Annotated in this window: 22 protein-coding genes; 13 read left to right on the forward strand and 9 right to left on the reverse strand. The window is 51.0% G+C overall.

Going from position 1 to position 23,124, the window contains the following annotated elements:
- The first annotated feature begins 8 nt into the window (after positions 1-8).
- The 10 genes from HY774_04070 (at position 9) to HY774_04115 (ending at position 10,787) form a co-directional block, all read left to right on the forward strand.
- Positions 9-1,685, forward strand: coding sequence for a methylmalonyl-CoA mutase family protein (locus HY774_04070; GenBank protein MBI4747637.1), 1,677 nt, complete (start codon positions 9-11; stop codon positions 1,683-1,685).
- Positions 1,686-1,817: 132 nt separating this feature from the next.
- Positions 1,818-2,516, forward strand: a complete 699-nt coding sequence (locus HY774_04075; protein ID MBI4747638.1) for a response regulator — start codon at positions 1,818-1,820, stop codon at positions 2,514-2,516.
- Positions 2,517-2,792: 276 nt separating this feature from the next.
- The gene (locus tag HY774_04080; protein MBI4747639.1) at positions 2,793-3,200 is read left to right on the forward strand and encodes a cobalamin B12-binding domain-containing protein; all 408 of its coding nucleotides are present in this window, start codon (positions 2,793-2,795) and stop codon (positions 3,198-3,200) included.
- Positions 3,201-3,354: 154 nt separating this feature from the next.
- Positions 3,355-4,158: a peptidoglycan editing factor PgeF gene (gene pgeF / locus HY774_04085; GenBank protein MBI4747640.1), complete on the forward strand. Its 804-nt coding sequence runs from the start codon at positions 3,355-3,357 to the stop codon at positions 4,156-4,158.
- 37 nt (positions 4,159-4,195) lie between these two features.
- Positions 4,196-6,394 carry a DUF2723 domain-containing protein gene (locus tag HY774_04090; protein ID MBI4747641.1) on the forward strand — a complete coding sequence of 733 codons (2,199 nt, stop codon included), beginning with the start codon at positions 4,196-4,198 and terminating at the stop codon, positions 6,392-6,394.
- Between the two features lie 6 nt (positions 6,395-6,400).
- Positions 6,401-7,249: a 5'-nucleotidase C-terminal domain-containing protein gene (locus HY774_04095; protein ID MBI4747642.1), complete on the forward strand. Its 849-nt coding sequence runs from the start codon at positions 6,401-6,403 to the stop codon at positions 7,247-7,249.
- Positions 7,246-8,157, forward strand: coding sequence for a metallophosphoesterase (locus tag HY774_04100; protein MBI4747643.1), 912 nt, complete (start codon positions 7,246-7,248; stop codon positions 8,155-8,157). The genes HY774_04095 and HY774_04100 overlap by 4 nt, the downstream gene beginning before the upstream one ends.
- Before the next feature lie 304 nt (positions 8,158-8,461).
- Positions 8,462-9,010 (forward strand): ribose 5-phosphate isomerase B, encoded by a 549-nt coding sequence (gene rpiB / locus HY774_04105; GenBank protein MBI4747644.1) that lies wholly within the window; start codon positions 8,462-8,464, stop codon positions 9,008-9,010.
- A gap of 218 nt (positions 9,011-9,228) precedes the next feature.
- Positions 9,229-9,984: a deoxyribose-phosphate aldolase gene (gene deoC / locus HY774_04110; protein ID MBI4747645.1), complete on the forward strand. Its 756-nt coding sequence runs from the start codon at positions 9,229-9,231 to the stop codon at positions 9,982-9,984.
- Positions 9,985-10,124: 140 nt separating this feature from the next.
- Positions 10,125-10,787: a class I SAM-dependent methyltransferase gene (locus HY774_04115; GenBank protein ID MBI4747646.1), complete on the forward strand. Its 663-nt coding sequence runs from the start codon at positions 10,125-10,127 to the stop codon at positions 10,785-10,787.
- Positions 10,788-11,055: 268 nt separating this feature from the next.
- On the opposite strand, the gene HY774_04120 is transcribed toward HY774_04115, so the two are convergent.
- The 3 genes from HY774_04120 to HY774_04130 form a co-directional block, all read right to left on the reverse strand.
- The gene (locus tag HY774_04120; protein MBI4747647.1) at positions 11,056-12,162 is read right to left on the reverse strand and encodes a serine/threonine-protein phosphatase; all 1,107 of its coding nucleotides are present in this window, start codon (positions 12,160-12,162) and stop codon (positions 11,056-11,058) included.
- 109 nt (positions 12,163-12,271) lie between these two features.
- Positions 12,272-12,937, reverse strand: coding sequence for a DUF480 domain-containing protein (locus HY774_04125; GenBank protein ID MBI4747648.1), 666 nt, complete (start codon positions 12,935-12,937; stop codon positions 12,272-12,274).
- A gap of 255 nt (positions 12,938-13,192) precedes the next feature.
- On the reverse strand, positions 13,193-14,860 hold the full coding sequence (locus HY774_04130) for a protein kinase (GenBank protein ID MBI4747649.1): 1,668 nt from the start codon (positions 14,858-14,860) through the stop codon (positions 13,193-13,195).
- A gap of 310 nt (positions 14,861-15,170) precedes the next feature.
- On the opposite strand from HY774_04130, the gene HY774_04135 reads away from it, so the two are divergent.
- Positions 15,171-16,487 (forward strand): DUF58 domain-containing protein, encoded by a 1,317-nt coding sequence (locus HY774_04135; protein MBI4747650.1) that lies wholly within the window; start codon positions 15,171-15,173, stop codon positions 16,485-16,487.
- 88 nt (positions 16,488-16,575) lie between these two features.
- Here HY774_04135 and HY774_04140 read toward each other — a convergent pair whose 3' ends face one another.
- On the reverse strand, positions 16,576-16,866 hold the full coding sequence (locus HY774_04140; protein ID MBI4747651.1) for a hypothetical protein: 291 nt from the start codon (positions 16,864-16,866) through the stop codon (positions 16,576-16,578).
- A 119-nt stretch (positions 16,867-16,985) separates the two neighbouring features.
- Between HY774_04140 and HY774_04145 the strand changes: the two genes are divergently transcribed.
- Together HY774_04145 and HY774_04150 are read left to right on the forward strand one after the other, a co-directional pair.
- Positions 16,986-17,399, forward strand: coding sequence for a MaoC family dehydratase (locus HY774_04145; GenBank protein MBI4747652.1), 414 nt, complete (start codon positions 16,986-16,988; stop codon positions 17,397-17,399).
- Between the two features lie 128 nt (positions 17,400-17,527).
- A complete protein-coding gene (locus HY774_04150; protein MBI4747653.1) occupies positions 17,528-18,508 on the forward strand; it encodes an Rpn family recombination-promoting nuclease/putative transposase in 981 nt (326 codons plus the stop codon).
- A 112-nt stretch (positions 18,509-18,620) separates the two neighbouring features.
- Here HY774_04150 and HY774_04155 read toward each other — a convergent pair whose 3' ends face one another.
- The 5 genes from HY774_04155 to HY774_04175 all read right to left on the reverse strand — a co-directional run bounded on the left by HY774_04155 (position 18,621) and on the right by HY774_04175 (position 23,080).
- Positions 18,621-19,349 carry a lysophospholipid acyltransferase family protein gene (locus tag HY774_04155; GenBank protein MBI4747654.1) on the reverse strand — a complete coding sequence of 243 codons (729 nt, stop codon included), beginning with the start codon at positions 19,347-19,349 and terminating at the stop codon, positions 18,621-18,623.
- Positions 19,350-19,358: 9 nt separating this feature from the next.
- Positions 19,359-19,880, reverse strand: a complete 522-nt coding sequence (locus HY774_04160; GenBank protein ID MBI4747655.1) for a hypoxanthine phosphoribosyltransferase — start codon at positions 19,878-19,880, stop codon at positions 19,359-19,361.
- A gap of 267 nt (positions 19,881-20,147) precedes the next feature.
- Positions 20,148-21,125 (reverse strand): ABC transporter ATP-binding protein, encoded by a 978-nt coding sequence (locus tag HY774_04165; protein ID MBI4747656.1) that lies wholly within the window; start codon positions 21,123-21,125, stop codon positions 20,148-20,150.
- Between the two features lie 5 nt (positions 21,126-21,130).
- Complete coding sequence (locus HY774_04170; protein MBI4747657.1) at positions 21,131-22,024, reverse strand: ABC transporter permease; 894 nt, start codon at positions 22,022-22,024, stop codon at positions 21,131-21,133.
- A gap of 54 nt (positions 22,025-22,078) precedes the next feature.
- Positions 22,079-23,080: an ABC transporter permease gene (locus HY774_04175; GenBank protein ID MBI4747658.1), complete on the reverse strand. Its 1,002-nt coding sequence runs from the start codon at positions 23,078-23,080 to the stop codon at positions 22,079-22,081.
- Positions 23,081-23,124 lie beyond the last annotated feature (44 nt).

A 23,124-nucleotide genomic window follows, 5' to 3' on the forward strand; every position in this document is an offset into this window, starting at 1 on the left:
AAGTTTTCATGACGACGCACCACATTACTCATCCACTTGACGAAGTCCAGCGCGAGTGGGAAGAGGGGACACTCAAGCGCACGCTGGCCAAAATGCCGGAGTCACAGGACACCTTTACCACTGTTTCTCTCAAACCAATTCAGCGTTTGTACACGCCAACTGACCTGCCCGATTTTGAGTATGAGCGGGACCTTGGGTTCCCGGGCCAGTTTCCCTACACGCGGGGCGTCCACGCCACCGGGTATCGAGGCAAACCCTGGACCATGCGTCAGTTCGCCGGGTTTGGCTCGGCGGACGATACCAACCAGCGGTTTAAATACCTGCTGGCCCAGGGCCAAATGGGGCTTTCGGTGGCCTTTGACCTGCCGACCCTGATGGGCTATGACTCAGACAGCCCACTCTCAAATGGCGAAGTCGGAAAGTGCGGCGTGGCGATTTCCAGTCTGGAAGACATGGAGCGCCTCTTTGATGGCATTCCGCTAGAGCAGGTCACAACTTCGATGACCATTAATGCGCCGGCCTCGGTGATTTTTGCCATGTATCTGGCGGTGGCCGAAAAGCAGGGCGCCGATCTGAAGAAAATCTCTGGAACGCTCCAAAATGACATTCTGAAAGAATACATTGCCCAGAAAGAATGGATTTACCCACCGCGTCCGGCCATGCGGTTGATTACCGACATCTTTGAGTATTGCGCCAAAGAAGTCCCCAAATGGAACTCAATTTCGATTTCCGGCTATCACATCCGCGAAGCTGGTGCCACCGCCGCCCAGGAACTGGCGTTTACGCTCCGCGATGGCATCGAATATGTCCAGTTTGGCATTGATGCCGGCCTGGATGTTGACGAATTTGCCCCACGTCTGTCCTTCTTCTTTAATTCGCACAATGATTTCTTCGAGGAAATCGCCAAATATCGCGCCGCCCGCCGGATTTGGGGCCGGGTGATGCGTGACCGGTTCAACGCCAAAAACGAGCGGTCCTGGATGCTGCGCTTCCATGCCCAGACCGCCGGATGTACGTTGACCGCGCAACAGCCATACAATAACGTGGTTCGGGTGGCCATTCAGGCCCTGGCGGCGGTGCTGGGCGGCGCGCAATCACTCCATACCAATTCGCTGGACGAAACGCTGGCGCTTCCAACTGAAGAATCAGTCACGATTGCACTTCGAACACAACAAATCATTGCCCACGAAACCGGGGTTGTGAACACGGTGGATCCGCTTGGCGGAAGCTACTTTGTGGAAAAGCTAACCAACGAACTCGAAGCCGAGGCGATGGAGTACATCAACCGGATTGATGCCATGGGTGGTATGGTCGAAGCGATTGAACATGGCTTCCCCCAGAAGGAAATCCAGGAATCGTCATACCTGTACCAGAAAGCGTTTGAACGGAAAGAAAAAATCGTGGTCGGCGTCAACGAATTTACCCAGGCTGAATCCCAGCCGTTGTCAACACTGGTCATTGATGATGCCGTTGAACTCGACCAGCGCCAGCGCCTGACCGCGCTCCGCGCCCGTCGTGATCAGCCCCGGGTTGAACAAACCCTCCGCGCCCTGGCCGAAGGAGCACACGGAACCGCCAACACAATGCCTTTGATTTTGGATTGTGTTCGGGCCTATGCCACATTGGGCGAAATTTGCGATTGCTTGCGGCCAGCGTTTGGCGAATACAAAGAACCAGCCTTTTAAGACAGAATGAAGAATCTTTTGAGTGAAGAATGAAGAAAAAATCCGCATAATTTCTCAATTCTTCATTCTTCATTTTTCATTCTCAATTCTCAATTCTTCATTCAGATAAGCCTTTGGAAATAAAGGATATTTATGGCACGAATCTTGGTGATAGACGATGAAAGCGACATCCGAATGGCGACGATTATGGCCCTCCAGACAGGAGGCCATACCATCGTTGAAGCCGACAGTGGAATTGCCGCGATGAAGCAGCTCAAAGATCAGCTCCGGTCAAACACGCTGGTTGATCTGATTGTATGTGACGTAATGATGCCCGGGATGACTGGGCATGACGTCTGTCAGTTGGTACGGCTTGACCCGGCGCTGAGCGACATTCCGTTTATTTTCTTGAGTGCCAAGCGTGACGCCGATGAGCGTCTGGAAGGCATCGAAGCCGGGGCTGATGACTATGTTGGCAAGCCTTTTTCGCTGCAGGAACTACACCTGCGGGTCAATGCGGCACTGGCAAAACACAAACAACTGGTCGCCACCGGGCAGCGCATCTCCGCCGACCCGCTGATTCAACTGTCACTGGCCCAATGTATTGATTTGATTGTTCGCCATACCTTGAGTGGGAAACTATCGGTGTTACTCAAAGGAACCATTCAGGGCACAATCTTTTTTGAAGGTGGGCATGCCGTCCACGCCAAGCTGGAAGACAAAATCGGAGAGGCGGCAGTGCGTGAAATTCTAGCGTCTCAACTACTTATGTATTCCTTTGAAGCCTATGAAGTAACCGACCAGATGACGATGGCCATGGATATTTCGCGGGCAATCAAACGACCGAATTAAAGGGTTCCGGGTTCCGGGTTCCGGGTTCCGGGTTCCGGGTTCCGGGTTTTCGAACCCAAACCCGAACGTCGTGTTATTTCAGATCCTGATAAGTCTTTGCGGAAAAAATTCCCCGTTTCTAAAGGTTCAATGATTGAACAGATTGTCTTCCCTGAACCCTGAACCCTGAACCCTGAACCCTGAACCCTGAACCCTAAATTGTGTTGCCCCACGCTTCAAAAACTGCCGTCTGGCAGAAAAAATTCAAATTTTGTTGAAAGAACTATGCAACCGACCATGAGTGAAGCACCTGAAAAGAAAATTCGAATCCTCATTGCCAAGCCTGGCCTGGATGGTCATGACCGGGGGGCAAAGTATATTGCCCGTGTGTTGCGCGATGCTGGAATGGAGGTAATTTACACCGGACTTCGACAAACGCCCGAACAAATTGTCACGGCTGCACTCCAGGAAGACGTTGATGCGATTGGCGTTTCGATTTTATCTGGTGCGCATATGACGTTATTTCCTCGCATTTTGGAACTGATGAAGGACAAAGAGCTTGATGATGTGCTGCTCTTTGGCGGTGGAATCATTCCGGATGAAGATATTCCAAAGCTTAAGGATCTTGGGGTTGGTGAAATTTTCACCCCCGGCGCCCTTTCCGAAGACATCATTCGCTACCTGACCGAGTCCATTCGCAAGTAATCCCTGGGCTGAAGAAACCGGGCTGAAGAAGTTGGGTAATTCAGTCCTGAGCTTGCGAATTTTCAGCCCGAAGTCTTCAGCCCGAAGTTTTCAGCCCCAAGCCCTGAGCTTGCGAATCTTCAGCCCAAAGTCTTCAGCCCCAAGCCCTATTCTTATGTTTGAGCTTCGACACCACGGCACCACCGCCGTTATTGTGTGTTCCACATTGGAAAATCTGGGATTTATCAACGGATTCAGTACCCGTCTGGGCGGAGTGAGTCCGTTGCCTGAATCAGCACTGAATCTGGGACATTTTGGCGGCGATACTCACGAAAATGTGGATGAAAACCGCCGCCGATTTTTGACGGTTTTGAACGCCGCTGAGTATCCAATTCATACCTTGAAACAGGTTCATTCAGCACTGGTGCATCAAGCTGATCCTCAGGATATCACTGGACCAAAACGTGAAGGAGATGCCCTGGTTGGTCAGGAAGCCGGAAAGCTGGTTGGTGTGTTGACGGCTGACTGCTTGCCGGTTTTGATTGTGGATCCGAAAACCGGGGCCTATACGGCGGTTCATGCCGGCTGGCGCGGAACCCTCCAGCGCATTACCGAAGAAGCGGTTCGCGCCCTGTCTGAAGTGTTTGGAGTTTCCCCATCTGATTGCCACGTGGCGCTTGGTCCCTGTGCCACGGCGACGCACTATGAAGTTGGCGACGAACTGGTTGATCAGTTTCGGGAGGTCTTTGACGAAGCGGCTGAGGGCTTTTTTCAGCGACCTGCTGGAAGTCGCAAGGCCCATCTGGATGTGCAGGCGGCCAATCTTCATCAGTTGGTCAGGGCTGGGATTCCACGTCATCAAATCTACATTTCCGAGTACTGCACCATGCAGCGCAACGACTGGTTTTTTTCCTACCGGTGCGAAAAAGAAACTGGCCGGGTTGGGCGGCTGCTGTCGGTTGTCGGACGCAAACTCTGAAGCAATTGCATAATTCATAATTGACACGCCGTTTACGATGAAACAAGGTAAAAAACGAACTCCATCACCGACCCAACCTGACCCAAGCATCGAGTTACCCGCCGGTACACCTACCTCAGAACCACAATTTACACTTCCGTCCTCAGTCAGTGCCGTGATCCCCCTGGTTACCTTTGTGGTGGCACTCACCGGGTACTGGTTTACCATGGCCCGAACCGTCACGCTGGTTGACAGCGGAGAACTCATTTTGACGGCGGCCACCTGGGGGGTGGCGCATCCACCTGGAGTTCCGCTCTACACCTTTTTGGGATTTTTCTTCAGCAAACTCCCGATTGGCAGTGTGGCTTTTCGCATCACGCTGATGTCGGGTGTCTTTGCAGCGTTGACGGCGGCGATGGTGACGCTCCTGACTCGTGAAATCTGGTGGTTGATGCGTGAGAAAGAAGAATTAGCCCGACGTCGCCCCAGCAACAAAAAAAATGAGCCGGGTGGAGACTCCGCCCCACTTGCCCAATGGTCAGTGGTCTTTGCCGAAGTTTTGATTCCACTTGGTACTGGACTGGCCTTTGCCTTCTCAAAAACGCTCTGGTATTACGCCTCGGTCGCTGAAGTCTATTCCTTGAATCTGGCGCTGCTCGGCATCGTGATTTTTCTGGTGACACGCTGGTTGCGAGTCAGAGTTCAAAACCTGGCAACTCAATCCGAGTCGTGTGAAACCTGGTGGCTGATTGCCGGGGCCACGCTGGTCTATGGTCTGGCGCTCGGGGTGCATCACGTGACAATTGTGCTGACCTTTCCGGCGTTTGTGATTCTGGTCTGGATGTCAGCCGGAACCGCATTTTTTCGCAGCCGTGAGTTTGCCTGGTCAGTGGGGACGGCTGTGGTTGGAGTGGTCCTGGTCTATGCCTATCTGCCGCTGGCTGCTTTGCGTGAACCAGTACTGAGTTGGGGCTATCCGGCAACTGTCGAGCGGTTTCTCTGGCACATTTCCGGCAAGCAGTATCAGGTCAATCTTTTTTCGGCGGATGGTGAAAAGGTGGCGGCTGAATTCCGCACTTTCTTAGCGTTGCTGGTTAATCAACTGACCCCGGCTGCCACAGTGGGAATGCTTGTCGGAGTATGGGCGCTCTGGCACAAAAACCGCACCTGGCTCATTTTTCTCTTGCTGGTCGTGGTCTTGAACGTCGCGTACTCAATCAACTATGAAATTGCCGAGGATAAAGACGCCTATTACCTGCCGACCCATCTTGCCTGTGCCCTGATGCTTGGGATTGGGCTCCAGTTTCTGGTGGAACAGATTCGGCTTTTTGGGAAAGTTGCAATTGCCGTGGCTGGAGTGGCGATTGTGGCCTTGCCGGCGGTGTGCTTCGGCTTGCATTTTCAGGAAAACAACAAACGCACCTACCTGATTGCCCGTGATTATGTCGAAAACACCCTGCGCACCGTGTCACCCGGCGGACTGCTGTTGACGCTCGACTGGCAGGTATATTCGCCCTATCTGTATCTGCGCCATATCGAAGGCTTTCGGACAGATGCCACTGTGGTGGATGTCAATCTGATGCGACGCTCGTGGTACGTGGATCGGTATTTGCCGCGACAATATCCGGAGATGATGCAGGCTTGTGCGGCTGAAAAACAGGCGTTTCTGGAAGATTTATCACTCTTTGAACACGATCAGCCCTATAACGCCGAGCAGATTCAAAAACACTTTCTAGCCCTCATCGAAGCCATGGTGAAATACCACCTCTCCCGGCAAGGCGTGTGGTTGATGTTGCCGATGGAACCAGGGGTTGGTCAGGGGTACACCTGGGTGCCCGAAGGTCTGACCATGCATGTGGTTTCTGAATCACAGACCGAAGCCCAGCGCAAATATACAACGGCGCCAGCCCTGGAATTACGTGGGCTCCTGGATCAGTCCGTGTTTTTGGACGAAGTCGCCAAAGGAAAAGTCGCTGAGACCTATTCGATGATGATTGCCAATCGTGGAAAATATTTGACTTTAATTGGCCAACCAGAGGCTGCATTTGAGCAGCTTCGACTTGCACTTCAACTCGATTCGGACAATGATCGAGCCTACGAATTTATGGGCGATATCTATGTCTCGCAAGGTCTGCTTGGAGCCGCCCAGGATGCCTATCAGACCGCCCTGCAGTTCAATCCCAACAACACCAGTGCTCGCCAGAGTTTACAACGGTTGATTCCGCCACCGGCCCCGGCGACACCCCCAAAACCTTAAAAAAGCATGATGAATTTTCGGTCGCGTTTGCTTTCCTTGTGGTTGTTCATTTCACTGGTCGCCGTACCAGTGGCAGGCATTCCAGCATTCGCCACGGGCCAGAAGGCTGCTCAACAGCCGGTTCGCCGTGTTGAAGTCGAGCCGGAAAAAACCAAAGCCACCATCCTCACGGCTGATGAAACCGTCGCTGAAGATCCGGAAGTCAAAATATTTGTCGAAAAGTATGGGGCTTCAATCAAGGCCAAGCTTTCAGAAGTGATTGCTCACACCCCACGTGAGATCCGTCGTGGATCTGGCTCCGATTTGGGGCGACTTGTGGCTGATGCCATGCTGGCCGTTGCCCATCAGAAAACCAAACGAAAAGTTGATCTGGCGATTTCAAATACCTATGGCATGCGTGGTGATTTACCGGCTGGCGATATCACGATTGCCAATGTTTTTACCATTATGCCGTTTGAAAACCAGCTTGTGTTGCTCGAATTAACCGGGCAACAATTGCTGGAAGGTTTTGAATATGTCGCCACACACTTTGACGAATCGGCGGGTTTTCCGCTGGCCAACTGTATTGTCCGAGTCAAAGACGAGAAACTGGTAAGCGTCGAAATTGGCGGCCTGCCGCTCGATCCAAAGAAAACCTACACGCTCGCCACCAGTGATTATTTGTACTATGGGGGCGATGGCTACCACTTTAGCCAGGGCAAGAATTTCCGCCACGTCGGGGTTACGCTTCGGGATGCCATCATTAGTTACATGCGTCAGCAAAAGACGGTTGAAATCCCAACCCAGGCCCGATTTATCAACGAATCAGCGCCAACCGATACACAACGGGAAACACCAGCAGGAGGTCAGCGATGAACCGAAGAACTTTTTTGACCACCGGACTGGCTGCTACGACAGGTGTTGCCCTTGGCGGCTTTCCCTCAATTATCAAAGCCCAGTCCGCCGAAACGCGAATCACGGTTTTGCACACCAACGATACCCATTCTCAAATTGAACCGATGGTCGCCGGGGTGAATGTCGGGAAGGGCGGTATTGCCCGTCGCATGACACTCATCAAGCAAGTCCGACAGGAATCTCCTAACACGATCCTGGTTGATGGTGGCGATGTTTGCCAGGGCACACCGTTCTTCAATTTCTATCGGGGTGAGGTCGAGTACAAGGCAATGTCAATGATGGGGTACACGGCTGGAACGCTGGGAAATCATGAATTTGACAATGGCGTGGGCCCGTTGGCCAAAGCCCTTTCATTTGCGAATTTTCCGATTGTGAATTCCAACTATGATTTTTCAGGCGCGCCAAAATTACGGGCGCGAGTCAGGCCCTTTATCGTGCGCACTATTGGAGGTATCCGGGTCGGGATTTTTGGGCTCGGCGTCAATTTCAAAAATTTGGTTTTGCCCGATAACCATAAAGGGATAAAGTACCGCGATCCAATTGAAGTCTCACGACAAATGGTCAAACAGTTACGCGAACGTGAAAACTGTGACTTTGTCCTGGCACTCTCTCATTTAGGTTACCCCAAAGACAATATTGGGACCAATCTGCTCATTCATGACATCATGGTGGCCGAACAAGTTGAAGGCATTGATTTTATTGTCGGCGGCCACACCCATATGTGGATGGATGAACCTGACGTTATCACCCGCTCAGGTGGTGGCAAAACGGTGTTATTCCAGGCTGGATATGCGGGGGTCAGAATGGGGCGGGTTGATTTCTATTTCCGTGATCGAAAACTGGCTGCCTGGAACGGAAAACCGAGTTAAGAGAATGAAGAGTGTGGTTAGGAGTCGTTAAAAAACAAGTTCCCATTTTGAAAAAAAGTGCTATCCAGCCAAAGAGAGCGAAGAGTAAGGGACTGTAAAAATACAACTTCCCGTTTTTATCGAAAGTCACCCGGAGAGATCCAATTTCAGAACAGGAAGGTTTCTAACCACTCATCACTAGCCACTAACCACTATGATTGCTTCATTCTTTCTTTCACCGAGGCTTATGGCTGAATTTAATCTGACCGAAAAAAGCATCATCACCGAAAGCGATTTACAAAAGATCCCGGCTGGCGCTCAGTTGATGATTAGTGCTGATGCTCGTCTGACACCGCTGGCACATGATTATGTGGCGGCTCATTCACTGACGATTTTGCGCAAGCGCCGGGGTGATACTCGGGTCCGCAAGCTCGCCATTGGCGCCGATCATGGCGGGTTTCAAGTGAAAGAAAAGCTGAAGGTTTGGCTGGCAGGCAAGGGAATTGAAGTTCAGGATTTTGGCACCCACGATGAACGGGCCGTGGATTATCCCGATTATGCTCATGCTGTTGCGGCAGTGGTTGGAAATGGAACTTTTCCGCTTGGAATCTTGCTTGATGGTGCTGGAATCGGCTCCTGTATGGTGGCGAACAAAGTTCCCGGTGTCCGGGCGGCGATGTGTTATGACGTGGCTTCGGCACGCAACAGCCGCGAGCACAACGACGCCAACGTGCTCACGCTCGGCGCCAAAATGCTCTCAGAAGAGAAAATTCTGGAAGTTGTCGAAGCCTGGTTGAACAGTGTTATTCGGGAAGATCGCCACATCCAGCGGGTCAATAAAATCAAGCAGGTTGAAGCACGGTATTTGAGATAGGGTAATAGGACATAAAGGACCTAAATGTAAGGGGGCTGTTGCTGTGAACTGCACCCACTTTGAAAACCCGGAACCTGGAACCCTGAAGAATCCACACGAGGACACACAACTCCATGTCACATTCAGAATTGAGCGTTGAAGCCCTGATCGCCCAGATTACTGACGAAATTTATGCCCGGTTAACCCAGGAAGCGGCACTGCATTGCTGCAGTTCTGATATGCAGTATGCACTGCATTGTGGAGCGGAGCGGCTTGGGGTGCGAGCTGAACTTTCGCCTGCCGCCCGTGAGATTGCTTCTTCGATTGATCACACCTTATTAAAACCCGAAGCCACCGAAGCCGAAATCGAGCAATTGTGTCGGGAAGCGGCTGAATATGGCTTTGCGTCGGTGTGTGTCAATCCAGGTTGGGTTCGCAAAGCTTACCAGATTTTGCGCTGTACGGACGTGCTGGTCTGTACCGTGATTGGCTTTCCACTTGGGGCCAATACACCAGATGTCAAAGCGTATGAAGCCCGTCGCGCGATTTTTGATGGGGCACGCGAAGTGGATATGGTGATCAATGTGGGAGCGCTCAAATCGGTCAACCACGAACTGGTTGAACGTGACATCCGGTCTGTGGTTGATGTGGCCCACGAAGCCGGTGCCATCTGTAAAGTCATCATCGAAACCGCACTTCTGACTGATGAAGAAAAAGTTACCGCCTGCCTGCTTTCAAAAGTGGCTGGTGCTGATTTTGTGAAAACTTCGACCGGGTTCAGCAAAGGCGGCGCCACGGTTCACGACGTCGAACTGATGCGGCGGGTGGTTGGCGCGGAAATGGGCGTGAAAGCTTCGGGTGGAGTTCGAGATTTTGCCGGGGCACAGGAAATGATCAAAGCCGGAGCTTCCCGAATTGGCGCCAGCGTTGGCGTCAAGATCGTGCAAGGGTTGGGCAATCCGACCCAGGTGGCGGCTTCTGGCGGTGGATACTAAGCCGAATCCGGGTTCCGGGTTCCGGGTTCCGGGTTCCGGGTTCCGGGTTCCGGGTTCCGGGTTCCGGGTTCCGGGTTCCGGGTTCCGGGTTCCGGGTTTTCGAAGTGAGCTTCATTCTTCATTCTTCATTCTTCATTTCTATGTCAAACACCAGCGCTTTTGTTCAAAACGATATTCACAATTATATTTTGTCAGTCACACTGCGGGAACCTGAGCTTTTACAGCGATTACGGGAAGAGACTGCCAGCCATCCGATGTCGCGAATGCAAATTGCGCCGGAGCAAGGACAGTTTATGGCCCTGCTGGTTCAAATGCTTGGAGCCAAAAAAACACTCGAAATAGGTGTTTTTACTGGCTACAGCTCGCTCAGTGTTGCCCTGGCTCTGCCGCCAGATGGAAAAATTGTGGCCTGTGATGTGAGTGAAGACTGGACCAATGTGGCCCGACGATACTGGAAAGAAGCCGGCGTTGAGCACAAAATTGATTTGCATCTGGCCCCAGCCGTCGAGACCTTGAGTCAATTGCTGGCTGATGGAGAAGCCGGAACCTTTGATTTTGCGTTTCTGGACGCCGACAAAGACAACTATGACACGTACTATGAACTTCTCTTGCCGTTGCTTCGACCCGGTGGCGCGATTGCGATTGATAATGTGTTGTGGTCAGGGCGAGTTCTTGATCCTGAGGTCAATGATGCCGATACGGTAGCGCTCAAGGAACTGAATCAAAAACTCCATCACGATGAGCGCATTAGCTTGAGTATGCTTCCGGTTGCAGATGGTTTGACGCTGGCGGTGAAGAGATGAAGTGAGTCAGTAGTCAGTAGTTGATAAGTCAGTAGTCAGTAGACAAAACCCAGATCGTTGAATCCAGGGAACTCTTGAAAAGAATTGTTCATAACTGACTCAAATAGAATAAAATACTCTTGACATGAACTCCCAAATCCCAACACTCGACTACTGACTACTGACTACTGACTACTGACTACTGACTACTGACTACTGACTACTGACTACTGACTACTGACTACTGACTACTGACTACTGACTACTGACTACTGACTACTGACCCAAATCAAAACCCAACAATTTTGAACAACAGATATAAAACTGTGAGCAGTAAAATCGAACTCAACCCGATGAGGAGTTTGGTATGGGCCCGGGCGTAGCGTTCGCGGCGGATATTGAGCATCTCCCGAAGTTCCTGCCGGGTAAATTCGCCTGATCGAATCGGGTTGTAATCCTGCAACATATGAAATGAAGAGGAAATTTCTTCATTGTTGTCCGGCAGATTCAGGCTTGTTCCACTGACCTGAGCGATGACCACCGTTGCGTCATCGTGTGACCCACGTTCGCGTGCCATTTCGGAAAGTCTGGCTGTTGCCGCGGCTGGTGACTTAGCAGCCAGAACCGTCGCCAATATTTCATCATTCGACACAGTGTTGTACATTCCATCGCTACATAAAATCAGCCAATCGCCTTGTTTGACATCAACGCTGGTTTGGGCCACGGTCACGGTGCTTCGTAATCCAACCGCCTGCAATACCACGCTGTTTCCAGTGCTATAACTAGCATCTGTGCGCGACATCTCGCCATTCTTGACTAACATTTCCGAGACGGATTGATCTTCGGTGACCTGCCGTAACGTGCGATTTCGCAACAGGTAACATCGAGAATCGCCAACTTCGACCACGTGAGCGGTGCGACCAAGCAACAGGACGGCGGTTAAGGTGGCGCCCATCCCGTGCCAGGCTGGATTATTTTGCCAGGCTGACCAGACGCGTTCGTTGGTTGCCTCAACCGCTTCGAGAAAAGCTTCTTCGGGTGGGCGTTGTTTGTAGCGGACAATCCATTCTTCGGAAAGTGCCTGCACCGTTAAACCACTGGCAATTTCACCAGCCAGATTTCCTCCCAGGCCATCCGCCACCGCGAGCAAAATGCCTTTCGCTCCAACCGGTGCCGCCAGCGTATCACCAGCTTCGGCCCGGCGATGTTGATCGGTGTGAAACACCAGGAAATTGTCTTCATTGGCAATATGGGTTGTGCCCTGGGTGCTCAGGCCGCAGGCGGTCGCTCGGACGTCAAAGGAAAGTTGAAGCGACCGGAGTTCACTCAGCCGATCGGAACTGGGACCAAATGCCGAACTGGAGTCGCTAAAGGGCGGGCTCATAACAGCAACCATAAATATGTTGATACCTCTGCTTCTTCAATGGACTTTGAATCTGAAGAAGCAGCGTCGCAACGGGAAAACCGAAGAAAATCCCCTGGGCCCTGAGAGGCACCTGGGAGGCTCATTCGAATTGTTTTCGGAATTCGAGGAATTGCTGCTTGAGATCGGTGAGTTCCTGGCGGAGCGCCGCAACTTCAGATTCAAGTTGCGCCATACGTTCATTTTCCGCTGAGGGTTTACTGACAACGCTTTCCGTGGCCGAACTGGGTTCGGGCCTTTCGATTTTAATTTCTCCGCTGAGCAGGTGGGCAAACCGTGTCTCTTTGGTTCCTGGCTGACGTGGTAACCGAATGATCAGTGGGTCTGGACTGCGGGTTTCCAGCGTCTGGAGGGTCTCCTCAACTTCGGCCAGCGAGCCGAATTCATAAATTCGCCCCCCACGGCTCCGCAGTTCGCCAGGGGTTTGAGGTCCGCGGAGCATGAGAACATCCATCACTGCGATTTCCGGCATTTTGAGGGCAAATTCTTCCGTGAAAATCTCAGCATATTTCGGCACCCGGTGGTCGGCACCGCTGATTTGACGAGCACACCGTTTCCCCCGAAGGTTAAACAGTGCATCCAGGACGGTTGAATCGTCATAGGAAACCACGGGTTCGCGGTTCGACAGTTGATTACAGGCGTTCACCAGCGCATTGAGGGTTAATGGGTAGTAGTCAGGCGTGGTGAATTCTTTCTCGATCAGTGCGCCGAGCACTCGCACTTCAACGGCAGTCAGGATGAAGTCCACGGCAAACTCGCTTCCTTTTTGGGAGATGAACTCTTCGTCTAGAAGAAAACAAATGTGAGGCTGGATAAACACTTATGCACCAAGCCACGCCAGATGTAAAGCTATATAAGAATGAAGAATGTGATTAGTGGCTAGTGGTTAGTGATTAGTGGTTAGTGGTTAGTGGTTAGTGGTTAGTGGTTAGTGCGTGGTTCTTGGTTCTTCTTCGAAAGCATTGATTTCTAACCACTAACCACTAACCACTAGATGGTTTCTTCATTCCGAGCTGGTTGGACCAAAAAACTGAGAACTGACCCAGCCATCTTCAACGCTGGTGTCAGAGCGTCTGACCCACTCCACTGGTCGCACCCGATACCAGCGGCCTTGTTCTTCAAGGATTTCCACCCGAACTCCCCGTGCCAGTTCGCCCACGACATTATTTTCAACCCGTGGCGCCGACCGAACATTGACCCCCGTTGTCGTCACGGCATATCGCGTGGATCTGGTCCAGATTCCACGCGTCTTAAAAAACTGAAAGTCAGCCACATACTGTTTGGTGGTGCGATAAATGACCACCAGACTGGTGACAAAAAGGATCGCAATCGTCAAAGTGGTTAACCAGTGAATGACCCCAGGGGTAAAGATCGCCCACCATCGAGATGGTCGAGGTTGAACTGGAATTTCGGGCGTGGTCGCCGGCTGGTTTGCCGCAATGGTTTGAGGGACAGTTCCTTCGGGAATTGAAAGGGGAATGAATGATTTGCCGCCACGGGCCTGTTCAGAGGGGGCATTTCCTTTGCGAAGGGAAACGGGTTGGGTTGAGTGAGCTGAATCAATCGGGATGACAATTCGACTAACTGGTTTTGGGATGGGGCCACGTGATTCGGAGGCTGAGACTGAACCAAGAAGCCGGGTTTCGCCGTGCTCAGTGGCAGCCGGGGCAATCTGAGTGGCTGGAATAAAATGGGCGGCTGGCGGAGCTTCAGGAATTTCAAGCGGGGCACTGCGGGCTGAACGTGGTTGAACGCGGGTGACTTCATCCTCTTGCCACTCACCAAGACGAGAAAAGTCTGTCCAAAATGACTCAACATCCGGATACCGCTCCCTGGAGTCAGCAGCGGTGGCTTTTTGCAGAATGCGCAGGAGTTCCTGGCTATAGGGAAGTGTGATAAGCGGGTGAGGAAGTGCCGTAATTGGCCTGCCGTTAAACATCTGAGGTGCTTTTCCGCTCAGGACCGTGTAAATCGTCTTTGCGAGGGCATAAATATCAGCCGCGGGTGTCAGTCGTCGCCCCCAGGTGATCTGACCATCAAAATTCGGATGATGTTCAGGTGGAGCATAGACATTGGTGCCAACGCGGGTGATTTCTTCATCTTCCCGATGGGCAATTTTCGCCACACCAAAGTCAGCAATCTTGATAACTTTCAAATCCGCTGAGAGCAGCAGGTTTGAGGGCTTCATGTCCCGATGTATGATCTGTGACTCGTGAGCATGTTCGAGCCCTTCGGCAACTTGCTGGAAGTAAAACAGGGTTTCTTCAAGTGACAGCGGGCCGTGTGAGCGGCAGAAATCGAGCAGATTTCCACCAGCCATATATTCAAGCACAAGAAAATAAAAGGGTTTCCCTTGCAGATCAGTGGCCATTCCGTGCCCAAGCCGCCGAACAATATTGGGATGGCGGATGGTATCGAGTACCTGAGCTTCGGTCTCGAAATTCTCAACTAAAACCCGATCCAGTTCTGGTTCGAGTGAACCTTGCAAGCTGGTATTGAGGGCTTTAATGATGACGGTTGCCCCGTTGAGGTGATCATTGGCGATAAAAATCTCCGCATAGCTCCCCTGTGCAATACAGCGCAGCACTGCAAAACGGTCGTCAATGAGTGTGTTTTCGAGAGAAAGTCGGTTCATGGCAAATGGTGATCGAGAGGGTGCAATCGTCATCATAAGTAGCCAGCGAAAAATGAAAAGGGAAAAAGTAAAAGCTGCAGCCAGATGTGGAAATGCGACTGGTTGCCATACGCCACTTGCCCGTGTATGTTTCGGGGACACAAGACATGGGGCTTAGGGCTTGGGGCTGAAGACTCGCAAGCTCGGAGCAAAGGAAGGGATGAGGGATGAAAGATGAGGGATGAAAGAAAACCAATTCTTCAGCCCTCAGCCCCAAGCCCTCAGCCCTGGTTTTCTCAGCCCGACTGCTTCAGCCCGACTGCTTCAGCCCGAAATTTTCAACCCACTTTCTTCTGAGTTTCCAGTCATGAACTTTGTTTTTACCAACCGATTTTTGTGGCTTTTTGCCATTGGGCTGGTTTTTTTAATTGTGAGCTGGGTGGTGCCACCGCTCCGATGGCTGGTGCTGATCTATGACCTGGCGTTGGTGGCAGCGGCTATCTGGGATTACCGACACACTGAATCTCCAGAAATCTTCAAAGTCAATCGGGTGTGCGAAGGCCAGTTTTCAATCGGTGCTGAAAACCCGGTTACAGTGACCGTTGCCCATTCGGCCAAACGTCCAATCCAAATCCACTTAAAAGATGAATACCCACCAGAATTGATCACCGAACAGCGTGAAAGTGAACTCGTGGTCAACCCTCGTCATCAGGCATTTTTCAGCTACACGGTATTTGCCACTTCGCGAGGGGCGTTTACCTTTGGTGGCATTGCGGCACGCTATCTTGGCCCGCTGGGGCTGATCTGGCGTCAGACGACATTCCCGGCGACCCAAACTGTCAAAGTCTACCCTAACATTCAGGAAGCCAGAAAAAATGAACTGATTGCCCTTCGAAATCGGGACCTCCGGCTGGGTCAGCGGCGAATGCGCCACAAGGGGCAGGGCCGTGAATTTGAATCGTTGCGCGAATTTGTAACGGGTGATGAAGTCCGCCATATTTCCTGGTCAGCTACGGCCCGGCGTGGAAAGTTAGTGACTCGTGAATATCAAGTCGAGCGCAGTCAGAATATTGTGGTGATGATTGATTGCGGACGATTGATGACCACCCGCATCGGAAAGCTGACCAAACTCGACTACGCGGTCAACGCGGCGCTTTCAATTGCCTATGTGGCCACGGCCAGTGGCGACAATATGGGGATTTTGGCTTTTTGCCGACAGGTCACCCACTACCTGCCACCCAAACACGGGCGGACACAACTGGCGAAAGTTCTGGATAGTCTCTATGACGTGAAGGCTGAATTGATTGAACCATCCTATGCGCGTGCTTTTTCCTACCTCAACACGAACTGTCGGCGACGGTCGCTGGTTATCATTCTCACGGATCTGGTGGATCGTGATGCCTCGGCGGAACTTCTGACCCACACGGCGACCCTGTTTCCGCGTCATTTGCCCTTGATTGTAACCATTGGGGATAAAGATTTGTGGGGGCTGGTTCGTGAGGTGCCAAAGACTTCTGAAGCGGTGTTTGAGCAATCTGTCGCTGAGGAGTTACTGTCTGAACGAGAGTCGGCACTTCGTCGGATTACGCAACTTGGTGGGCTGGCGCTTGATGTCCCAACCGGAAAACTCTCATTGGAACTGGTCAACAAATACCTGGAAGTGAAGGAACGAGGGCTCTTGTAACCCGTGCCTGGTGGCCTGGTTTTTCAACCCTGATTTTCAGCCCTCAGCCCCAAGCCCTCAGCCCTGGTTTTTCAACCCGGAACCCGGTTCACCTGTCTTCCGGTGAGTCAGGCTTGCGTTGTGCCAGATCCAAATAGCTTTCCTTATTTTGAATTTTTCGGGACATGTCGTCCATCGTGCCTTCAAACTGCCCGAAATCACTCATGAATTTGGACATACTGGGCGGCAACGAGCCAAGCGCCGCCGATGAGGTATCAATTTTGTTGCGCTGGTCGGTCAGGTCCGCAAAAATCAGGGCTTCGTCGTCAGTGAGTGTTCCTTTGTATTTTTTGAGTGCGAGCTGGCGATAGAGGGCTTCAAGGTCTTCAGACAATTCCATAATCAGATACTCCTGAGCGTGATTTTGCAGTGGAAAGTGTGAATAATATAGAGGCCGCAATCTTCCAATCGCAACCTTTAAATCAAGTTTAACTCCCAAGATTTCCTGAAGTTACATTTATGAGTGAACATACCCCACGAACTTTTTCCATTGGCGAATGGGCTTCGCTGTCAAAAACCATCACTGAAACTGATGTTACTCTGTATGCTGGCATTACTGGCGACTTTAATCCGGTGCATATTGACGCTGAATATGCTAAAACGACTCGATTTGGTGCCCGAATTGCCCACGGGATGTTGACCACCGGGTTTATTTCAGCCGTGCTTGGCATGAAGCTTCCTGGTCCAGGGGCTATCTACCTTGGCCAGGAATTGAAGTTCCTCAAGCCGGTGTACATTGGCGACACCATAACGGCACGCGTTGAAGTTTTGGAATTTCATGCTGAGAAAAAAATCCTGGTGGCTAAAACCGAATGCCTGAATCACCGTGGCGAAATTGTTTTGACTGGAACGGCCAAATTGTTGGTGTCGTGAGAAATTTGAAAGATCAGGTGTGTACCCGTGACAGTTAAATTTTGATTGAACATTCAATGGAATGACACTTGCTGAAGTGATCCCAAACTATCGAAATTGATTTCAATTCGAAAAGAGGGTCCTTCCACATGCCGTTTGATAATTTGTGCAAATATCTGGCAGAGCAGTATCCACTGGACTTTGCCGAATGGATTTTAGGATACCGGCCTGCTCAATCTGAAGTTCTGAAAACAGAACTCAGCATTGAGCCGGTTCGGGCTGATTTTGTGACCTTTCTGAAAATTGAAGGGCGCATTTTGCATATTGAGTTTCAAGTCAATGCCGATGCCAAACCCCCGATGGAATTTCGCCTGTTGGAATATTGGGTTCGGCTCTATCGGCAGTATCAACTTCCAATTACTCAGGTTGTGGTCTTGCTGAAAGATTCGCTGGCAGCTCGGAATCTGCCCAGTGAATTTCGGGCGGAAAACACCTTCCACCGGTTTCACATTATTCGGATGTGGGAACAACCACCCCAATTTTTTCTGAACAGTTTGGGGCTTGTCCCGCTCAGTGTGCTGACACAAACTTCGGATCCAGGTGATTTGCTTCGGCAGGTTGCCACCAAACTCAACACTATCTCTGAACCAAACCAAAGACGAGACACCCTGGCCTGTGCCCAAATCCTGGCTGGGCTTCGGTTTGACAAAAATCTCATCAAAAGCTTATTGCGGGAGCGTGTTATGCGGGAATCAGTGATTTATCAGGAAATTTTAGAAGAAGGCTTGCAGGAAGGTCGTGAACGCGGTTTACAACAAGGACTGCAGGAAGGTTTACAACAAGGACTGCAGGAAGGTTTACAACAAGGACTGCAGGAAGGTTTACAACAAGGACTGCAGGAAGGTTTACAACAAGGTTTGCAACAAGGTTTGCAACAAGGCCAGATTCAGGGAGAGCAATTTATAATTTTGCGGATGCTGGCTCAGAAATTAGGAAATTTGCCAGATCATTTAATTTCGCAAATTAAACAGTTGCCAGCGTCGTCACTTGAAATTTTGGCTATCAAACTTTTTGATATATCTTCGGTTGAGGATGTTCAAAATTGGCTGGCTTCGCATCCAGTTGAATAGAAACTATACTCATTATGAAGGATGAATTATGAATTATGAACTGGCTATTTAATTGAAAATCAAGTAGTTCGTTCATTCATAATTCATAATTCATAACTCATAATTACTATAACTACCACTTCTGACTTTGGTCTTCGAGTGCATCAAGGGCTGCCTGCAATTCTATTTGTTGGGCAGCCATTTCTGTTTCGTTTGCCTGACGGGACACCACAATCGGGCGACCATAGGCAATCCGGGCGCGTGAAAAGGGTTTGGGCACCCGAAATCGGTCCCAGCTTTTCAATTCCCAATATTTTTGAGTGGTCACACACATTGGCAAAATCGCGGCTCCGCTCAGACGAGCCAGCATCACGGCCCCAGGTTTGGCTTCATATTTTGGTCCTTTCGGACCATCAATTGTAAAGGCGGTATCGTGCCCATCGCGAACGCAACGGGCCATTTGTTTGAGTGCCTGGATACTGCCTCGAGTCGCTGAACCGCGCGAGGCCCCATAGCCAAAAAGCTGGATGACCCGAGCGATGATTTCTCCGTCAAAACTTTGTGACGTCATCACGACAATTCCTCGCCGCCGAAAAAACAAAGTGGCGCCCAGGATTCGATTGTGCCAGAAGGTATAAATGATCGGTGTGCCTTCGGGAACAGCACCGCGTTTGTCAGTCGGATCGGCTGTTCCTTCGCCGGTTTTGTCCCAACGGAGCGTGAGACCAATTCCCGTGAGCACCAGATAGGTGAGATAAGCAACGAGATGAATCATCAGCCGCTGCCGGAGTGTGTATCCACTCAGGTCAGCGGCCTGATACGGATCCGTCCCAATTGGAGAAACAAGAGGTCTATCACTCAATGCTGGTTATTATTCCTTGGTAACGTCTGTCAGAGCAGCCAGATAGGGAAGTTGTCGGTGTTGATCATGAAAGCCTAGCCCATAGCCGACGATCATGTCTTCAGTTCGGGAAAATCCAACGAAATCAGGTTTAATCTCAACCTTGCGAAAATCAGGTTTGTCAATTAACACCGCTGATCGAATTGAATTGGTGCCGAGGGATTGAATATGCGAGAAGAGAAAGTCGAGCGTGACCCCGGTATCGAGAATCCCGCCCACCAGAAGAATATTTTGGCCTTTCAGATCACTCGTCGTTGAGTAAATGATACCTTTATGTCCAGCCTCATGTTGTTCAGTGGCTTTCATAAAACCGCAACGCACTGGTCGCTGAAAGGCCCGCAACAAATCAGAGAGAAACATAAAAGAATCTTCCAGCAGACCGATCAGCGTCAGGTCCTGCCCTTCATAGGCGGTTTCAATTTCCTGCGCCAGTTCCTGAACCCGGGTTTTAATTTCCTCTTCGTGGACAATGACTTGCAGGTTGTCGGACATAAAGTAATCTCCTTACGATTGAATGAAGACTGCGTTTGTGACTGGACCGAATGCCCCATTCTAGGTTGGGTATCCAGGGTTTTCAACTCAGGCTTGTGAAAAACCAGGGCTTGAGGCTGAAGAAACCAGGGCTTGGGGCTTGGGGCTGAAGACTCGCAGGCTCGGAGCACAGAAAGGGATGAGGGATGAAAGATGAGGGATGAAATAAAACCAATTCTTCAGTCCTGAGCCCCAAGCCCTGAGCCCCAAGCCCTGAGCGCGAAGTCTTCAGCCCGAGGTTTTCTCATGCAACCAGCAGGCTGACCAGTGGGAAGCTCCGATTTGATAGAGTGGCGGGGCTGCGCTTCGACACCGATCCTGGACTTCACTACAGCGAGGTGCAAACGCGCAACCCGCCGGCAATCTGGCTAAATCAGGAGGCAGTCCAGGGATTTGATAGAGTTCAACCTGATCCAAACCCGGATCCGGAATTGATTTCAGAAGTCCCACCGTGTACGGGTGACCGGGCGATTCAAACAGGTTTTCAGTTGGTGCTGATTCAACAATTTTCCCAGCATACATCACGGCAATGCGATCAGTCATTCCCGCGACGACACCTAAATCGTGGGTGACCAGGATCACCGACATTCCAATTTTTGAGCGGATATCTTTCATCAACTCAAGGATTTGAGCCTGAATCGTCACGTCCAATGCCGTAGTTGGTTCATCAGCAATCAGAAGTTTAGGAGTGCAGCTCAGTGCCATGGCAATCAGGACACGCTGGCGCATTCCGCCTGAGAATTCATGTGGGTATGCGTCAATGCGTTGACTTGCCTCCGGAATACCAACCTGTTCCAGCAGTTCAATTGCTTTACGGCGAGCTTCAGTTTTGGTCAATCCCAAATGTAATTCGGTCAACTCAGTTAACTGGCGGCTGATTTTCAAAAATGGGTTGAGCGACGTCATCGGATCCTGAAAGATCATGGCGATTTGCTTGCCGCGAATCTGCCGCATTGCCCGTTCTGACAGCGCCAATACATTTTGTCCGTCAAATTCAACCACTCCACCAGTGATTTTCCCTGGCGGATCCGGAATGAGTCGCATCAACGACAGGTTAGTGACTGATTTTCCACTTCCGGATTCACCAACGATGCCCAGTGTTTCACCTTGTTCCAGTTGAAACGAAATCCCATCCACGGCTTTGACAACGCCGGACTCAGTAAAAAAGAACGTTTGCAGATTTTTGACTGAAAGCAATGGCGGCATGATGGTCAGTTTTTCCTCATTTGTGGGTCGAGTGCATCCCGCAAGCCATCACCGACAAAATTTAAGCTTAACAAAGTAAGTGTCATCAGGACCGCAGGGAAAATCAGTTGCCAGGGATAAATCGAAATTGACTGGACGCCTGAGCTGACCATCGTGCCCCAACTCGCCAGTGGCGCCTGCACACCCATCCCCAAAAAACTCAGGAAGGATTCTTCCAGCATCACAGTTGGAATCGTGAGGGTTGAATACACAATCACCGGCCCCAGCGTGTTGGGCACCAAATGTCGAAAGATAATACCGGGGCGACTGACACCAATGGACACCGCCGCTTCAACAAACTCCTGGTTTTTAAGCGAAAGCACCTGTCCGCGCACAATCCGTGCCATCGTGAGCCACGAAATCGCTCCGAGTGCGATATAGAGCAACATCAGGCTTCGCTCAAAAAAACTCAGCAGGACGATAACAATAAAGATAAACGGCAGAGCGTAAAGCACATCCACCGCCCGCATCATCACTTCATCGGTTTGGCCTCCGATATAGCCCGAAACTGCGCCATATGAGACTCCGATCACAATACTGACAAAGGTTGAGACCAGGGCTACCTTGAGTGAAATTTGCCCTCCGGCCAGACACCGCACCAGAATATCCCGCCCAAGTTCATCCGTCCCAAACCAGTGTGCCAAACTTGGGGGTTGGTTCAGCGCATTAAAATCTTGCTGGTCATAGGTATACGGTAAAAATTCCGGCCCAATCAGAACCATGCCTATCATCACCACAAGCAATATTCCGCCCACCACGGCCAACTTGTTTTTGAGCAGCCGACGCCAGGCATCTTTCCAAAGACTGGTGCCTTCAGCCAGCTCAAATGATTCATTCGTTGCGGAAAGGAATGTGGGCATTGAGGTTCAGGGTTCAAGGTGTTCGAAGTAGGGGGCGGACCGATGTGTCCGCCCTTAATAGCGAATGCGCGGGTCAATCGCCGCATAGGCAAGGTCAACGAGGAAATTCGCCACAATCAGAAAAACCGAAACCAGCAGCACTACGCCCATAACCAGCGTGTAATCACGGGAATTGGCGGCTTCGATAAAGAAATTTCCCAATCCGGGAATCAGAAAAATTTTCTCAACAACAATCGTCCCACCCAGCAGAAAAGCCAGCGCCGGACCTGAAAATGAAACTACAGGCAGCAGTCCTCCGCGGAGGGCGTGCCGGAAAACCACCGCGGTTTCCGAAAGTCCTTTCGCGCGAGCGGTGCGGATGTAATCTGCTCGCAAGACTTCGAGCATCCCGGACCGGGTCAGGCGCGCAATATAGGCCGAGTAGAGGCCGCTCAGGGTAATCGCCGGCAAAATTAAATGTCGGAAGTCTCCCCATCGCGCCGGGGGCAACCAGTACAAGGTCAGTGAAAAGACCAGAATCAACAGTGGCCCCAGGACAAAACTTGGAATTGATACCCCAAGCACGGCAAAGAACATCGCTCCATAATCAATGACCGTGTTTTGCTTGAGTGCTGCCAGGATTCCCAATCCCAACCCGACCACCAGTGCAATCACATAGGCCGCCAGCCCGAGTGCCACCGATTTCGGCAGACTGTCCCGAATGATGTCATTCACAGTTTGATCCGCATACCGGGTCGAGGGGCCGAGATCAAAGGAAAAAACCACTCGTTTCAAATAGTTCCAGTACTGGTTGTCGCTGCCATTCCATTGAAACGTCAGTCGTTGCTGCCACGGGCGATGCTGTTTGGGGTCGTCAGGTTGAACCAGTGAGAGAAAAAAGATGGGTTTATCCAGGCCATATTGACGGTTCAAACTCTCAACAACTTGAGGTGGGAAGGCTTTGGCATTGGCAAAAGGATTCCCTGGGGCGCTCCGAATCAGAAAAAACGAGAGCGTCAAAATCAAGAGCAGTAATGGAATCAGGCCAGCCAGGCGAATCAGAAAAAAACGAAACATGAAAAGGTCAATGAAGAATTGAGAATGAAGAAAACCAGGGTTCA

Source organism: Acidobacteriota bacterium (assembly GCA_016208495.1).
Lineage (GTDB): Bacteria > Acidobacteriota > Blastocatellia > Chloracidobacteriales > Chloracidobacteriaceae > JACQXX01.

Bases quoted from the DNA above. Each gene is read 5' to 3' on its own strand.
- HY774_04075 (MBI4747638.1), top strand. From the start codon at position 1,818: ATGGCACGAATCTTGGTGATAGACGATGAAAGCGACATCCGAATGGCG.
- HY774_04090 (MBI4747641.1), top strand. From the start codon at position 4,196: ATGAAACAAGGTAAAAAACGAACTCCATCACCGACCCAACCTGACCCA.
- HY774_04100 (MBI4747643.1), top strand. From the start codon at position 7,246: ATGAACCGAAGAACTTTTTTGACCACCGGACTGGCTGCTACGACAGGT.
- HY774_04170 (MBI4747657.1), bottom strand. From the start codon at position 22,024: ATGCCCACATTCCTTTCCGCAACGAATGAATCATTTGAGCTGGCTGAA.
- HY774_04135 (MBI4747650.1), top strand. From the start codon at position 15,171: ATGAACTTTGTTTTTACCAACCGATTTTTGTGGCTTTTTGCCATTGGG.
- HY774_04175 (MBI4747658.1), bottom strand. From the start codon at position 23,080: ATGTTTCGTTTTTTTCTGATTCGCCTGGCTGGCCTGATTCCATTACTG.
- deoC (MBI4747645.1), top strand. From the start codon at position 9,229: ATGCAGTATGCACTGCATTGTGGAGCGGAGCGGCTTGGGGTGCGAGCT.
- HY774_04165 (MBI4747656.1), bottom strand. From the start codon at position 21,125: ATGCCGCCATTGCTTTCAGTCAAAAATCTGCAAACGTTCTTTTTTACT.
- HY774_04140 (MBI4747651.1), bottom strand. From the start codon at position 16,866: ATGGAATTGTCTGAAGACCTTGAAGCCCTCTATCGCCAGCTCGCACTC.
- rpiB (MBI4747644.1), top strand. From the start codon at position 8,462: ATGATTAGTGCTGATGCTCGTCTGACACCGCTGGCACATGATTATGTG.
- HY774_04160 (MBI4747655.1), bottom strand. From the start codon at position 19,880: ATGTCCGACAACCTGCAAGTCATTGTCCACGAAGAGGAAATTAAAACC.
- pgeF (MBI4747640.1), top strand. From the start codon at position 3,355: ATGTTTGAGCTTCGACACCACGGCACCACCGCCGTTATTGTGTGTTCC.
- HY774_04145 (MBI4747652.1), top strand. From the start codon at position 16,986: ATGAGTGAACATACCCCACGAACTTTTTCCATTGGCGAATGGGCTTCG.
- HY774_04120 (MBI4747647.1), bottom strand. From the start codon at position 12,162: ATGGTTGCTGTTATGAGCCCGCCCTTTAGCGACTCCAGTTCGGCATTT.
- HY774_04115 (MBI4747646.1), top strand. From the start codon at position 10,125: ATGTCAAACACCAGCGCTTTTGTTCAAAACGATATTCACAATTATATT.
- HY774_04130 (MBI4747649.1), bottom strand. From the start codon at position 14,860: ATGATGACGATTGCACCCTCTCGATCACCATTTGCCATGAACCGACTT.
- HY774_04080 (MBI4747639.1), top strand. From the start codon at position 2,793: ATGAGTGAAGCACCTGAAAAGAAAATTCGAATCCTCATTGCCAAGCCT.
- HY774_04095 (MBI4747642.1), top strand. From the start codon at position 6,401: ATGATGAATTTTCGGTCGCGTTTGCTTTCCTTGTGGTTGTTCATTTCA.
- HY774_04150 (MBI4747653.1), top strand. From the start codon at position 17,528: ATGCCGTTTGATAATTTGTGCAAATATCTGGCAGAGCAGTATCCACTG.
- HY774_04070 (MBI4747637.1), top strand. From the start codon at position 9: ATGACGACGCACCACATTACTCATCCACTTGACGAAGTCCAGCGCGAG.